Origin of the sequence: Paenibacillus oceani (assembly GCF_014705615.1) — a bacterium.
GTDB lineage: Bacteria > Bacillota > Bacilli > Paenibacillales > NBRC-103111 > Paenibacillus_AB > Paenibacillus_AB oceani.
In genome coordinates this window covers 48,378-63,418 of the sequence record NZ_JACXJA010000043.1, presented here as the reverse complement: position 1 = coordinate 63,418, position 15,041 = coordinate 48,378, and the positions used below count along the sequence as shown (strand labels likewise).

Below are 15,041 nucleotides of genomic sequence, written 5' to 3'. Positions count from 1 at the left end.
TCAGCTGGGTAAGCGGTCCGTCTGCATCTCCTCGATCCGCACAAACGAATCGATGATATCCGGATCGAAGGCGGTCCCTTTATTCTCCTTTAAATAGGCGAGCGCCTTGTCCTTCGACCAAATTTCCTTATACGGCCTTCGCGAGGTAAGCGCGTCATACACGTCGACCACGCTTACGATCCGCGCTTCCAGCGGAATATCGGTCCCTTTCAGCCGGTGGGGGTAACCGGTGCCGTCCCATCTCTCGTGATGACTGAGGATGATCTGTCGCGCGACAGAAAGCTCGTCCTTGAAAAAGCTGTCGGTCAGCTCTATGTTTATTTTCGACAAAATATCGACGCCGATTAACGGGTGCATCTCTACGATCAATCGCTCGTAGCCGGTCAGCGGACCGGGCTTGTACAAAATACCTTCGGGGACGCCGGACTTGCCGATATCGTGCATTATGCTCGAATGAATGATGCTTTGCTTATAGTCTTCCTTCAGGTTAAGGCCCATCCGCTTATTGTGCACGGTCACGAGCTGCTCCGTATACTGCTGGACCCGGAGCAGATGCTCCTCGATCGCCGGATCGCGAATTTCGCAAGAAATCGCCAGCACTTTCAGCAGGACGCCCTGAATGTTGTTCCTTCGCTCCTCTGCGACGTAGACGCCCTCCGCAAGATGTTCCAGCTCGCGGAATATGCCGACGTAGTAGACGTTTCCACCGATCTCGTACGGTGTGATGGAGATGGAGGAATGCCACAAGCAGCCGCTCGCTTTTTTGTTAATAAAGATGCCGGACCAGCTGGAGCCGCGGTTTAGCGCCTCGTACATGCTGCGGTAGGTGGCCTTGCTCGTAAGCTTGCTTTTGACGATGCTGGCTTTCGATCCGAGAATCGTCTCCCGCTTGTAGCCGGTGATGGTCTGGTACGTTTCGTTCACTTCCATAATGCGGTGGTTGGAATCGGTGATAATAACGGCATCTGCTAATGTTAGAAAAATGCGCAACGTGTCAATCATGATCGGTCTCCTGTAACGGGTAAACATAATATCCGGTTTCTTCCGTTTTGTTTTGCTGTATACAGCGCCTCGTCGGCAAGCTGCACCAAATGTTCCGGGTCTACGGACAGCTTCGGGACCACGGTGGCCCCGCCGATGCTGACGGTAATCCGGTCCGAGATTTTCGAATGGCTGTGCGGAATCGCATGCTGGTGTACGGACTCCCTCAGCAGCTCGGCCATCGAATACGTCTCCGAGGCGGACAAGCCGGGAAGCAGTACCGCAAATTCCTCCCCGCCGTACCGGCAAACCCGGAAGCTGCGAGGCAGCCTCATCGCCAGTACGCTCGCCGCTTCGCGGAGACAGCTGTCGCCCTGCAGATGACCGTATAAATCGTTGTACTCTTTAAAAAAATCGACGTCGATCAACAGCAGCGACAAATAGCTTCGGATTTTGGCCAGTGAATTCCATCTCCGCTTCAAGCTTTCATCGAAGTACCGCCGGTTGTGGACGCCGGTGAGCGAGTCGGTATGGATTTGACGCTTGAGCAGCTTGTTGTCGGACTGCAGCTTCGTCTCGATCCGTTTTCTCTCCGTAATGTCCGAGAATACAGCCCCGTAATGCGTAATGTCGCCCTGTTCGTTTCGCAAAGCCATAATGTTCTGCCACTCGATAAAGATCTCGCCGTTTTTTCTTTTATTCCATATTTCCCCCTGCCACTGTCCCTTAATCCGGATCGACGACCATAACTGCTTATAAAATGGAATGTCGTGATAGCCCGATTGCAAAAAGCTCGGATTTTTGCCAAGCGCTTCTTCGTACGAATAGCCTGTCGATATCGTGAACGCTTTGTTCACATAAATGATCCGCTTGTCGGCATCCGTCAGAATGATTCCATTCGTCGTTTGTTCAGCCAACATGTAGAATAGTTCGAGATTATGCATCGCAAAGAGGCTCCCATTTATGAAGGGTAGAATTCACGGTACGAATGAAACAAGAGATATACCGATTGTACCACAAAAGCTTGAAATAAAGATGAATTTGCGTCCTTGTCACATGAGACCCAATGTGATATTTTGACGGTAAGATCGCAGACGATATCGGCCCTGCGAAACTGAAAGCACTTACATCTCGTCCCCTGCGATCCAAATGATGGAGGTGGGAAAAGATGTCAAGGAGACGATCCGTCAAGGTATGGAGTATCTGTCTGTGCGTATGGTCGCTTCTGGTTGTTCAGCTCGCCTGGGCGGAACCGGATGCGCCCGCAGGCGGAGGAGGAGGGCAAACGATGGACAGCGAGGTGTTAAGCTTCACCAACCGCATAGCTATCGTACCGCAGACCGGACACGTTCCGGCCGTAGACGGAACAATGGAGCCTTTATGGCAGTCGGCATTTCAGGCGGACGGCTTCGTCACCATGTTCGACAACCGCCCGGCCGGGTCCGGTACCAAGCTGTATCTGCTGTACGATGATGCCAATCTATATTTAGGTCTGGAGGGACTTTATGAACAGCCGGGGACAGCCCCGGACACGGAAATAGTGGAGGTATTGCTGGCCCCGGGAACGGCCCGTGCCGACGTATACCGGCTGACAATCCCGATCGCGAGCGGGGACCGTCCGATCCGCAGTAATTGGGGGACGGCGGTAAAGGAACTGCAGGGAGCGGCGGTTCAGATCGGCCGGGGGGCCGGTTCCTGGACGGCAGAAGTGAGAGTGCCTTTCCAATCGCTCGGGAAGACGGAGCCGGCCGAGGGAGAGATGTGGTCATTTAACCTGATGCGTTATTTTGGAATCAACTCGGAGCCGTTCAGCTCCTGGGCGCCGATCCGCAGCTCCTACATCGTGGATCAGGGAGGCAGCTCGATCAGCCTTGTCTCTCATGTGCTGAACGAGTCCCGCATGGCGCCGTTATACTTTGTGAGCACACCTCCCTTACATGACGCGCCGGGCAGCCGTACCGAGCGGTGGCAGCCCCCGAACGGAAAGCTCACCTATGTGAACTACACGACGAAACAATTCGCCGTGAACGGCAATGCGATTCATAACGGGACGGAAGTGCGCCTGGCGTGGATATCGCCGGATGGCGTAACGACCCGCCTGGAGCCGCCTGCCGTGGAGAAACTGGGCGGGCAAACTTTTCTTACGTTTAATCATCCGAAACCGTTGGCGGCGGGACAATACCGCTTGCAGGCCGGTTTCCGCCAAGGAAACGGCATCTACCATTACTTTGAGCTGTCGTTCGACCGGAACGCGCTGATCGAAGCCGGGGATAAGCAAGCTTCGGGGATCGTTTTCCCTGCGGGGCCGATCCGGGAAGTGGCGAATGCGCCGGCTTCCAGTCATGTCGAAACCGTGATGCGGCTGATTCCGGAGAAGACCGGCTTTATCTTTACCGGACTTCCGGAAAATCCGACGCTTTCCCCGTATCAGCTGTACAGCTGGAACGTGCAGAACCCGAATCAGATCGTCTCGAAGACGACCGGGACCGTCTATCCGAACAGCACATACCCGGAGACGCATAAGCTGACCGTAACGAACCGAAAAGGCGAAACGGTCGAATACCCGTATTACGAAGACGGCGAAGGCCGCAAATATTTTCTGACCGCCCATCTATGGTACTTCCAGAAAGACTACACGCTGCGCGAGACAGCTAAAATCGCGGCGACGGATCCGCTTGGAGCGGCCCTTCTGCTGAACCGGTGGGCCGACGTTTACGCCGGATATTTGCCGACCAACGATTATTACTGGACCAATTATCCGGTCGTCGGCGGGCCTCCTTACCATTACTGGGGCGGAGTATGGTACCGGTGGTATACCGGCGAAATGACGAATATGAGTTATTTGATCAACGCTTACCGCGACGTGCGCAAGACGAATGCTTTTGCGCTATTAAGCGCGGAGCTTGGCTTCGATGTCGAGAAGAAGCTTGTGGAGACGGTGTTTGAGCCGTCCTTCGACTTCGTCCGGTCGTTCCCGGTGCTGAATCACAATATGGAGTATACGACCTGGCTCGGTCTGGTCCGGATGGCCAAAGCCTCGGGACAGCCTGCGTACATGCACGAGGCGGTGGATCTCATACAGGACTTCGCTGCGAACAACTTTTTGTCCGACGGGTTCTGGAAAGAGGTGACGCTGTCTTATCACAATCAGTCGATTAACGGTCTGGTGCAAAGCATGGAGGAGGCGAAAGGGTGGAGCGACCCCACCGGCTATTTGTCTCCCAGGGACGGCCAGCGTCTGGACAACGTCGATATGACGGGGACGTATCCCGCGCTCGGCAATGCGCTTAACATGAAAAACGTAGTCGCTTATCCGAACGGCAGTTATGTACCCATTCAGGATACGTGGGCGAACGAGAAAACCGCGTTGCCTCGCACCGATCTCGGCTCCTATCTGCTGCCTGGCTCGGGCATATCCCGGCTTGCGCTGGGAACGGGCGGCCGGCAGTTGCAAACTTATTTGCAATTCACGCCGAAAGATGGCCACAACCACTACGATCCGTTAAACTTAACCCTGTTCGCGCAAGGACAGGAGCTGCTTCCGGATATCGGGTATACGCATACGTTTTACCGGAGATGGACGTCTTCGACGCTTGCGCATAACATGGTCATCGTCGACGGGGCGGATATGAAGCTGAGCGGACAAGGGCTGCATGGCGGGCGGATCGAGTCGCTGGTAACGGGAGACAGCGGCGTACAGATCGTCCGGGCCAGCCAGCCGGATGCCTACCCGGTAACGGACGAATACAGCAGGGAGCCCTGGGTCATTCCGTTCGGAGACGGCGAGTCGGCGGAGGACGGCTATGTGGTGGATCTGTTCCGCATAGCGGGCGGCAGCCGCCACGAATATACCCTCGGAGGCGATGCGAACCGCGACGGCGTATTTACAACCGACGCGGCTATAGAGCCTTACGGCCCCTATTTGCTCCCGGAAGGGACGCAGGTGACGATGCCCGAATCCGAGAACGACACCGGTTCCGCGCAAGGAAACTATTACGGTTATATTTACGTGCAGGATGTGCAGCGCGCGGAAATTCCGGACGGCCGCTATCAGGTTACGCTCGAGACGAGCGACAACGGTACAGATCAAGGGAAGCTTGCGATTACCGGTTTTACGGACGCAAGCGGGGAGAACGAACTGTTTATCGGCCGCTCGCCCTCGCTTCGGGCGACCCGTCTATCCGGCACATCTAAAGATATCAATACCGAAGCGGTCAAGTATTGGATGCCGAAGCTGGTCGTAAGAAGGAGCGGCACCAATCTGTCGAGCACCTTCGTCCATATCATCGAGCCGTACAAGGGAGCGGGTCCGAAAATCGAATCAGTTGAGAAATTGGTACCCGACCTGCCCCAAGAAGGCGGGGTTGCGCTGCAAATCCGTTACGGGGCGATAACCGATACGGTGCTGAGCTCGTCGGAGCCCGGTGCGACGCTGAAGGTAGGGGACATGGAGCTGAACGGCAAATACGGCTTTATCCGAACCGAGAACGGGACGGTGACGAAGATGGTGCTCTCGGAAGGAACACTGCTGCGCAAAGGCGGTGAAACGCTAACCGGTCCGGGGCCGGCGACCGGGACGGTGACGGACGTTATGCGAATCGTTAACGGCGATCCGGCCGATGCGATCGTTACCGAAACGGCCGTGCCCGCATCGTATACGGGCAGCACGGTTGTCGTCACTCATCCCGACGGCAAAACTCACGGCTACAAAGTGAAGGAAATCCGCCGCGAAAGCGGAAAGGCGTGGATCGTGCTGGATCATACGGATCCGGGCTGGGATTACAGGCCCGACGGCAGCTCGAGAATGACCTCGCATCCGTTCCTCGAATGGCAGGGCATGCATACGTTCCGCATCGGCAACGTGTCGGTCCGTTAACAGCAAAGCGCCTCCGGAAGATTGAATGAATCCGGGGGCGCTTCTGTGCGTTTCCGCGACCAAGAGGAGCCCCGGGAGAAGCAACCTTCAAGGAGCGGATTATCGCTTACGCAGGAGTTTTTAATCGGCTCGCCCTTTATATTTGCCGGTGTGCAGCAGACTGATCTTCACGACGATCTCGTTGATCGAATCCGGTGTCAACAGGAAGGCTCCCCTTTCGTGGCGTTCCCGCCACAATTTCGGATGGTTCCGGTACAACACCTCGTCAAGTTTGAAGATATCGGCCTGAATCCGCAGTCCTTTCTTATAGGTGGCCATTATTTCTTCCTTGACTACTTGCGCCGCTTGATCTTCGATTTCCTTTTCCGTAATATCCCGTGTCATTTCGTCCAGATAGGCTTGCATTTTGACGTGGATGTTATATTTCACATCTCCGTTTATAACTGTCGTTACTTTAAACCGGGGCTTGGTCAGAACGAGCGCCACGGCAGGGTTGGCATTGTCGGGCACATTGATCGGCGATCGCTCCAGTTTTTGCTGCGCCCATCGGTATCCGGCGAGGTCGTTCTCGGAGAGCCAGCCGATCATATCCAGCTTTCGGAAAAAGTAGGCGCCGTTAATTCGCAGCATCGACTTCTTTTTCTGATCCTCCGTCCAGTCCCCCTTGGCCACCGTGATGGAAGGCAGCATGATCGGCGAGCCGGCCTCGTTGAAATGGGCGATCAGCTTGAATCCGTATACCGGGAGGATGAAGGAGCGCTGCGTATAAATTTGCGAGGGTGTGCTCATCACCGTATCGATCGGCGAGAAGTTGAGCAGCGATTTTTGAATGAATATATCCCGCAAATTATCTTTCGTCCCGTACAGAAGCACGTTGTAGCGAATTTCGCGATACCGGTTCACCATATCGTAGGCTTCCTTGATGCGTTGCCCGTTCTGCATAAAACTTTCTGTACACACAATCGCCTTGATGTGCCCCCAGAAGATTCGAATCTGGGACGTGGAGTAGATGTCCGTAAGTGATTCGGTAACCGTAATCCCTTCCCCCTTGCCTACCCATACCGGTACGGATTTGCCGACTTGCGAAGTCTCCCCCTTGGCAACGTTGGAGAAGTTGAGAACCTGCACGTAGCTTACAATTTTGCCATCCGCATAATCGAAGCCGAGCGCAGTGACGTAGGCCATCTTCTGAATGTCCTTGGAGTTCCAGCATCCCGTTAGCAGCAATGCGGCCATCACCGTCACGAGCACAATTCCGATCGATCTCAAGGCTCCTCCTCCTTGCTATAGTGGTCCGAATCGGTCGTATGAAGTGTCACCGGCCGGGTTCTCCTCTTGCTCCACGGTATGCGCAAAAACGCGGACAGCATATCTTTAAAGATAGGCGGAGAGAGAGGAGCCAGGTATGGAACGCCGAACGAATGCAGTCTCGACATGTAAAACGTAAGCAGAATCATCGAAAGGATGAGCCCGTACATGCCGATCATCGAGCAGAGCAAAAAGATGGTTAATCGGATTACGCTTACTACCGTGCTTAACGTCTGATTGACCAGTGTTGCTCCCGCAACCGCTGTTAACGCGCCTACGACGACAACAGATGGCGATACGAGACCTACCCGGATCGCGGCATCTCCGATAATCAATCCGCCGACTACCGTAAGGGTTTGCCCGATGCTGCTTGGAAGGCGTACCCCCGCTTCTCTGAAAATTTCCAGCATGACGAGCAACAGGAACATCTCCATCTGGGCGGATAGCGGAAGCCCGAGACGGGCCACTGCAATGGTTGCCATCAGGCGGAACGGAATCTGATCCTGATGAAACGCGGACAGGGCTACCCAAAAGCCCGGCAAATAGATGGCAATCAGGAAACTGGTCAGACGGATGAGCCGGGAAAACGTCGTATATTGGTAAGTAAAGTGAATATCTTCCGGTGACTTCAAGAGCAGCGCAAAGTTGCTGGGACCGATTAATACAAGCGGAATCCCGTCGACTATGATGACGAATCTGCCGGCGAGCAGACTTGCGACCGCATAGTCCGGGCGTCCGGTATTGTCGAACAACGGGAACAATGAATATTTGGCGTCCGAAAGCGCCTCTTCGAGTTGGCTGACACTATAAATGCCGTCCACATCGATCTTGTCGAGCCGGGAGCGGACCTCGCTCAAGATCTTCGGCGAGATGATGTCCCGGATGTAGAGAAGTCCGATTTTCGTTTTCGTCCGCCGTCCCAAAAGCGTCGTTTCGTAACACAACGTATCGCTTCGGATTCGCTTGCGGATCAGTGCGACGTTAACGGCAATGTCTTCGATAAAGCCGTCCTTCGGCCCCTTGATCGAAATTTCCGTACTGGATTCCTCCGGGTTTCGTTCGGGGCGACTGCCGATGTCGATCCGGAACAACTCCCCTTGATCGGGGAACAGAAGAACCAGATTGCCCTGGAAAACGGAAATCGTTATGTTATCGATTTCGGTCTGGCCCTCGAAAGGAATGAGGGGCAAAAGCCCAAACAGCCTGTTCGAGCCGATATCGGCGAACTTCGTTTGCTGGTAGGCCTGATGCAGGGAGGGGAGGATCGTTCTGCCGATCGCTTCGTTGTTGCACAGCCCCTCCGTATAAACCAATACGACGTCAGACGGTTCATTGTGCGGACCAAAGCGGTACGAATGAACTTTGACGTCTGAAGATAAAGCGAATATATTTCTCAGCTTCTGTTCCGTCCATACAATAGTCGGCGGGTTAGGAATCGGTTCGTTCATGCCGGATCTCCCCCTTTTTCCTTGACCAGAACGCTATGCCGGTAGTTACAACGCTAAGCAGCAGTGTGACTACAAGCGTTATGGGAAAATAGGATTGGTAAATACGCAAATAGAGCGCATTTTGAGAATTCGTAAACAATATACAGCCAACATAGCTTAACGTAAGCCCCCACAAAAAGAGCTGACGGACTTTCGGGCTGTGAATGGGCAGCAGGTCGGCCAGCAAAAACATGGCCACACTGATCCGTACGGTTGCGCCGGCCAGCCACTGGTAGACGGATAAAAAATCGACATGTTCGATATAATCGCCCAATCGGACCAGACGCCACTGTTCATATGGAGATACCATCTGCTTCGCCGCTTCTTGGGGACCGAATTCCGTAATAGCGCCAACAATAGGACCTAACGTGATGTAGATGAGGATCAGGGCAAGAAGCATCAGCTTCCAAGATTTGATCCCCGATTTGAGACGGTGTTGTAATAGCAGAATTAAAAAGAGTTCCGAAAAGCTGCCCCCGGCAAACACCATTCCATGATAGACAGGCTTCCAGCCGTTCTCGAGAAAAGGCTTCAGCATGCCGTAGTCTTTCTCAGGTATATTGGCGATCGCTACAAAAAAACCGAGTCCGATGACGGTCGGAAGCAAAATGCCGGAGCTGATCGCAATGGCCTTGAGTCCGTAATTGGCCGCATACAGGCATACCAGCACCAAGACGATCGTCAGCACCGATGTCGGGGTGGCAGGCAAATAGTTCGTGGCCGTCCAGGTGACCGTCTGTTCAACAGTCATTCCCCCGATCAAGTACAACTGCAAGATGATAGGGGTTAGCAGCAACCAGGAGATGACCGGAGAAGTCTGTTTGGCTAACCAAGGCTGGATTCTTTCTCCATTGGCGGAGCGCATAATGTAAACGATCAGCGCGCACCAAGGGAGGAACCAGAATGCGGTGCAGATGACTGCAATCCATGCATCGCGTCCGGAGGCATCCAGCAGCAGTGGATTAATGATGACGTGATCAGTCAAGCCGTTCATCAGCATCAGAATCATGCATAATTGCAAAAAGTTGATTTTGCTATTGGACCTGCTCATGGGCATCGCACTTTCTATCCGTAATGATCGATCACTTAGTACGCTTTCCCATTTCTGCCCGAAACATGCACCGCTGCAGAAGTTCTCAGGTATGGCGGGGCCGAGAACGGACAATAACAAACAGCCTCCTTTCACTACTGTGAAAGGAGGCTGTTTGTTCGGATCGGGCGGTTCAGCAGCTGCCGCCGATGCCGGGTAATGCTTTGAGCTGAATGCCGTGCGGCATCGTTCCTACTTTAATTCTCTCGCCGGTCTGACGCGTCAGGGTATCGATGACGGCGACCTCGTCTGAGCCCGAGAGCGTGACGTACGCTTTGGACTGCAGCCGATTGTAGGCGATATGGCGGGCACCCGGCAAATCCTGAATCGTCTGGACTGGTTTGCCGCCTGCGAGGTCGACAAACGTGACCGAATTGCCTTCCATGGACGTAACAATGCCGCTCTGTCCGTCCTCCGCGATGACGACATCGGTGGCGCCGGCTCCGACCGGAATTTTAGAGAGCAGCTTGCCGTCCTCGGTATTGTACGTTTCCAGGTTGCCGTCCCCGGCAGTCGGAACGAACAGCTTCTTGCCGTCGTCGCTTACTTTGACGGCTCGCGGCGTTTTGCCGGTTTCGATCGTAAGCACTTTTTCTTTCGTTTTCACATTAACGACGTACACCTTATGATTCTCATGATCGCTAATATAGAGCTTGTCGCCGAACAAAGCCATGTAGTTGGTCTTCGCCCCGGCTCCCAGATCGATTGTTCCGGCTTCCTTGCCCGCCTTCGTATCGACGAGATAGACGAACTGGTCCGCCACGGCCGCGACATACAGCGTCTTGTTGTCCGGCGACAGCACGATCCCGTGAGGCATCGGGCCAACCGGGACTTCCTTCTCCACCTTTAATGTCTGCGTATTGATGAAGGAGATCGTGCTGCTGTTCATATTGGCCGCATACGCTTCCCGCATCGTACTCGAGAAGACGACCGTCGCCGGCGCTTCCGACAGCTGGACGGAGCCTACGACTTTGCCGGTCGGCACGTCGATGACCGACAGCTTGTTCTCTTTCTCGCTAGGCACATAAAATTGGACAGCCGTCAGCTTCCCGGCCTCTCCTTGCGGCGCCGCGGCGCCCGCTACCCCCGTCTTATTGTCCCCGCCCGCCGACAGACGCTGGCGAGCCTGTTCTTTCGTCTCCATCGCACATCCGCTCAGAATCAAGACGAGCGCTACTCCGATTGCGATAACCCGCTTCCTTTGTCTCATTGCAATTCTCCTAATCGATTAGCTGAAATTAATCCTTGTAACACACTCGGGATAGGTGTATTATACTAGGGAAACGATATAGGGCGCAAGATGCAGAAGGTCCGGAAGGAGAGAAAGATTCGATGAAAAAGAAAATGGCACTTCTTTCATTGGTAGTACTTGCGGGGATTGCCGGGGCCTGCAGCAGCAAGCCGGACGGCAGCGCAACGAATGCGGCGGGGGGCTCGAACACAGGCAACAAGGCGGTTCAGGAAGTCAAAGCGACGGACCCGTATCCGAATGCACAGCTGCTTGCCGATGTGAAATGGGTAGAGTCGAATGCGAAGGACGCAAAGGTTAAAATTATCGACGCCCGTTCCAAAGGTTACGAGCAGGGACATATTCCGGGAGCGGTGTCGATCAACTCGGGCCTGCTGAAAGATTCCAAAAATAATTCGATCGTCTCGAAAGAAGCGTTCACCGAGCTGGTTCAAAAGGCCGGGATCAACAGCGACTCGACGATCGTCGTGTATGACGAAGCTTCGGGCAACGGCGCAACACGCGTTTTTTACGCACTCGAATATTACGGTCTGAAAGATAAAATAAAGATTCTTAATGGCGGTTATGCCGCATGGACGGCTGCCGGCAAGGAAGTGTCGACGGATGTTCCGGCGGTAACCAGGGGCAATTTCGCTCCGCAGCCTAACGACAAGCTGATTACGACCAAAACGCAACTGCTGAGCGCCGATCTCGCCCAGTGCACAGTGCTCGACACCCGCTCGGCGAAGGAATATTCCGGCGAAGATTTGCGCGGCAACAAAAACGGCGGACACGTCAAGGGCGCAGTCAACACCGAGTGGAGCGAGGCGATCGACCAGACTCCGGCGGACGGGGTGCCGAAGTTCAAAAGCTACAAAGACCTGAACGATATTTACACGAAAGCCGGAGTGACGGATAAGGAAAAAACGATCATTCCGTACTGCCAGACGAACATTCGCGGAGCGCATTCCTACTTCACGCTGCGTCTGCTCGGGTTCCAGGATATTCGTCCTTACGAAGGCTCGATGGCCGAATGGGCTAACGCTGACGATACGACGCTGGTGAAATAAGGAGGAAGCCGCATGCCGCACAGAATCGAAGAAGTTTCCCACTTGGATTGGCAGGAGTTAAAGGATATACTCGAAGACCCGAACCGTACCGCTGTCGTAATCGACGTCCGGGAACCCGAGGAGTACGAGGTGGCCCATATTGAGGGGCTGCCCCTGATTCCGATGGGCGATATTATCGACTGGACCGAGAAGCTTGACCCGGAGAAGGAATACGTGTTCGTCTGCAGAAGCGGCCGGAGGAGCTTTGAGGTCGCCAAATATTTTCAAAACAACGGGTTCTCCAAGGTGCACAACTTTGCCGGGGGCATGCTCAGCTGGGCCAATGAAGGGAACGTCACGGCAACAGGCTCCGCGGAGCCGATCGAAACTTACAGACTCGACGAATCGAAAGGGGATCACGGACAATGAGCCTTACTGAACAACAATTGCTCGAACTGAAGCCCGACCACATCGTAGACGCCATCGGGGAAGTGTGCCCGCATACGCTGAATCTGGCTTTGGACGGACTTCGCAAAGCGAAAGCGGGAGAAATCGTCGTCGAGATTACCGATCACAGCATCGCGACGAAGACGATTCCGGCTGCTGTGAAGATGAATAAAATCGGAGAGTTTCTCGGGGTCGCCAAAAAAGGCGGACAATATCATATTTTCGTGAAAAAGTCGTAATGAACTAAGGAAGGTTGGCTCCGATGGCTTACACTTGGGATGTTTTTCTGCTGGCCGCATTTTTCGGATTCAGCTACGGATTTTTGCTGCAAAAAGCGGACTTTTGCTTCGTCGCCTCAATTCGCGACTGGATCAGCGTGCGCGATACGCGAATCCTGAACGGCGTGCTCGTGCTGATGGCTACCGCCCTGCTGGGCTGGGCGCTCGTACTGACGACCGGCGCCAAGGGGATCGCCGACTTGTGGACCGTGCCGATCGGCGGAGCGAACCTGCTGGGCGGACTGCTGTTCGGGATCGGCATGACGATCGCCGGAGGCTGCGGCTCGGGCACGCTGTACCGGTGCGGCATGGGGTATGTGCAGTTCTGGATCGTGCTGCTGTTCGCCATCGCGGGCAACCTGCTGTTCGCTCTGATCTACGATCCGTGGGCGCGCGATGCGATTGAACCGCTGACAGTCGTCGATTCGGGGTATACCCTGTATAATTTGCCGCTGCCCATCTATGTAATACCGGTTGCTATCGTAGTGATTATGGTGGCGATCGCGGTCGCCCGGTTCGGAGCGAAAGGTTTCGTGCAAGGGTTCAAAAGCGCCTTGACCGACTGGGAGGGCAACCCGTTCAAGCAGTCGCACTGGGACATTCGTCTCGTGGCTTTTCTGATCGGGGTCGTCGCTACGGTTCAATTCGCGCTGATGTCGAACGTCGGCATCACCGGTCCGGAGACGCGGATCGGCGCGGTGGCCGTCGCTCAAATTTTCGGGGACGATTTCGTCTTTAACAACACGTACCTGAATGCGCTGTTCGCCGACTTTCCGAAAGTAGGACTCGGACCGGAGGAGACGCTCGTCATCTTCCTCGTGATCGGATCGCTTTCCGCCGCCTTGCTGAGCGGGAGCTTCAAGCTTCGCTTCCCGCGCAGATCGCGTCTGCCGGCCGCCATCTTCGGCGGCTTGCTGATGGGGATCTCGTCGCGGATCGCGCCGGGCTGCAACATCGCCAACGTCATCACCGGCGTCGGCGGGCTGTCGATCAGCAGCGTGCTCGTCCTGGTCGGCATGGTTATCGGCATTTTCATCGTCGTCGCTTATGTGTTCAAAATGCCGCTGATGCTGTTCAAGCGGGACGATTCATTTGGAGCTTGAGCGAAGTTAGGATAAGAAGAGAAGCGGGAGGACAACGCAGGCTTCGCCTGGGCGTTGTCCTTTTTTTTTGTGCGGCGCAGCTCGTTCGGCGTCTGCGAATCCCCGCTTTAACGACGGCGGCTCGGAGGCTATAATGGAGGGAAGAACTGCGGACTTGCTGTCGGAAGTCTGGAGCTGTTCAGGAAGCTAACAAGCCCTATACTGGCGGAGGGAATTCCTATGTTGGATTTGTCGCTCGACGAGCCGGAATTGTTGAAGCAGGTCGCCCATGCGCTGGCTTCCGACGTTCGTCTCGAGATCATCAAGCTGCTGAATGATCGCAAAATGAACATTATCGATATAGCTGAGCAGCTAAGCTTGCCGGTATCCACCGTCGCTCTTAACGTGAAAGTGCTGGAGAAAACCGGGCTGATCGTGACAGAGACGCTGCCGGCCAGGCGGGGAACGATGAAAGTGTGCTCCCGTAATTTTGACTTGGTCCGGATGAAGCTGCATACGGCGCTCGGCAACCATAATCCGAAAAACTGCTATACCGTGGAAATGCCGATCGGCCATTATTCGGATTGCGAAGTCGCCTCTACCTGCGGGATGGCGCTCGAGTCGGGAATCGTGGAGCCGAAGGAAGAACCGTCCGTTTTTTATATGCCCGAGCGGGTATCCGCGCAGCTGATCTGGTTTCGGCAAGGCTACGTGGAATACAAATTTCCAGCGGCGTTTCCGCGCCAAGCGTCGATTCAATCCATTCAGTTTGCGATGGAGCTGTGCTCGGAAGCGCCGACCTACGACCATGACTGGCCTTCGGACATTACGCTCTGGATCAACGATACCGAGATCGGCACCTGGACATGCCCCGGCGATTTCGGAGACCGCAGAGGCAAGCTGAACCCGGATTGGGTGACCGATGCGGTGACGCAGTACGGGCTGCTGAAAACATGGAAGGTCACGGGCAGCGGAACTTATTTGGATGACGTGCTGCTAGCCGGCGTCACTTTGCAGGAGCTGAATATCCGCGCGCGTGCGGCGGCGCCGGTCAAGCTGCGGATCGGCATTAAATCGGATGCCGTCAACATCGGGGGCATCAACTTGTTCGGCAGACGGTTCGGGGATTACGAGCAGGATATTGTCATGCGTGTGATGTACGAGTAGCGCGTTGGAGGGAAGCGGACTGCCCGGATGGTTGGGAAACGGATGGGT

At 54.8% G+C, this 15,041-nt stretch carries 12 protein-coding genes; 6 read left to right on the top strand and 6 right to left on the bottom strand.

Features of this window, described 5'->3' with window-relative positions; genetic code table 11:
* Together IDH45_RS26450 and IDH45_RS26445 are read right to left on the bottom strand one after the other, a co-directional pair.
* Positions 1 to 1,002 carry an HD domain-containing phosphohydrolase gene (locus IDH45_RS26450; RefSeq protein WP_190931152.1) on the bottom strand — a complete coding sequence of 334 codons (1,002 nt, stop codon included), beginning with the start codon at positions 1,000 to 1,002 and terminating at the stop codon, positions 1 to 3.
* A complete protein-coding gene (locus IDH45_RS26445; protein WP_190931151.1) occupies positions 999 to 1,925 on the bottom strand; it encodes a sensor domain-containing diguanylate cyclase in 927 nt (308 codons plus the stop codon). The genes IDH45_RS26450 and IDH45_RS26445 overlap by 4 nt, the downstream gene beginning before the upstream one ends.
* Positions 1,926 to 2,149: 224 nt before the next feature.
* Here IDH45_RS26445 and IDH45_RS26440 point away from each other — a divergent pair, with 224 nt between their 5' ends.
* Positions 2,150 to 5,857 carry a heparinase II/III domain-containing protein gene (locus IDH45_RS26440; RefSeq protein ID WP_190931150.1) on the top strand — a complete coding sequence of 1,236 codons (3,708 nt, stop codon included), beginning with the start codon at positions 2,150 to 2,152 and terminating at the stop codon, positions 5,855 to 5,857.
* Between the two features lie 120 nt (positions 5,858 to 5,977).
* On the opposite strand, the gene IDH45_RS26435 is transcribed toward IDH45_RS26440, so the two are convergent.
* From IDH45_RS26435 to IDH45_RS26420, 4 genes are all read right to left on the bottom strand, one after another.
* A complete protein-coding gene (locus IDH45_RS26435; RefSeq protein ID WP_223836980.1) occupies positions 5,978 to 7,126 on the bottom strand; it encodes a Ger(x)C family spore germination protein in 1,149 nt (382 codons plus the stop codon).
* A complete protein-coding gene (locus tag IDH45_RS26430; RefSeq protein WP_190931149.1) occupies positions 7,123 to 8,613 on the bottom strand; it encodes a spore germination protein in 1,491 nt (496 codons plus the stop codon). The genes IDH45_RS26435 and IDH45_RS26430 overlap by 4 nt, the downstream gene beginning before the upstream one ends.
* Positions 8,594 to 9,703, bottom strand: coding sequence for a GerAB/ArcD/ProY family transporter (locus IDH45_RS26425; RefSeq protein ID WP_190931148.1), 1,110 nt, complete (start codon positions 9,701 to 9,703; stop codon positions 8,594 to 8,596). Before IDH45_RS26425 ends, IDH45_RS26430 begins: the two co-directional genes overlap by 20 nt.
* A gap of 172 nt (positions 9,704 to 9,875) precedes the next feature.
* Positions 9,876 to 10,952, bottom strand: coding sequence for a YVTN family beta-propeller repeat protein (locus IDH45_RS26420; RefSeq protein ID WP_190931147.1), 1,077 nt, complete (start codon positions 10,950 to 10,952; stop codon positions 9,876 to 9,878).
* 122 nt (positions 10,953 to 11,074) lie between these two features.
* Between IDH45_RS26420 and IDH45_RS26415 the strand changes: the two genes are divergently transcribed.
* From IDH45_RS26415 to IDH45_RS26395, 5 genes are all read left to right on the top strand, one after another.
* On the top strand, positions 11,075 to 12,040 hold the full coding sequence (locus IDH45_RS26415) for a sulfurtransferase (protein WP_190931146.1): 966 nt from the start codon (positions 11,075 to 11,077) through the stop codon (positions 12,038 to 12,040).
* Between the two features lie 12 nt (positions 12,041 to 12,052).
* Positions 12,053 to 12,448, top strand: a complete 396-nt coding sequence (locus tag IDH45_RS26410) for a rhodanese-like domain-containing protein (RefSeq protein ID WP_190931145.1) — start codon at positions 12,053 to 12,055, stop codon at positions 12,446 to 12,448.
* The gene (locus IDH45_RS26405) at positions 12,445 to 12,705 is read left to right on the top strand and encodes a sulfurtransferase TusA family protein (RefSeq protein WP_190931144.1); all 261 of its coding nucleotides are present in this window, start codon (positions 12,445 to 12,447) and stop codon (positions 12,703 to 12,705) included. The genes IDH45_RS26410 and IDH45_RS26405 overlap by 4 nt, the downstream gene beginning before the upstream one ends.
* A gap of 23 nt (positions 12,706 to 12,728) precedes the next feature.
* On the top strand, positions 12,729 to 13,847 hold the full coding sequence (locus tag IDH45_RS26400; RefSeq protein ID WP_190931143.1) for a YeeE/YedE family protein: 1,119 nt from the start codon (positions 12,729 to 12,731) through the stop codon (positions 13,845 to 13,847).
* A 219-nt stretch (positions 13,848 to 14,066) separates the two neighbouring features.
* Positions 14,067 to 14,993 carry an ArsR/SmtB family transcription factor gene (locus IDH45_RS26395; protein WP_190931142.1) on the top strand — a complete coding sequence of 309 codons (927 nt, stop codon included), beginning with the start codon at positions 14,067 to 14,069 and terminating at the stop codon, positions 14,991 to 14,993.
* Positions 14,994 to 15,041 lie beyond the last annotated feature (48 nt).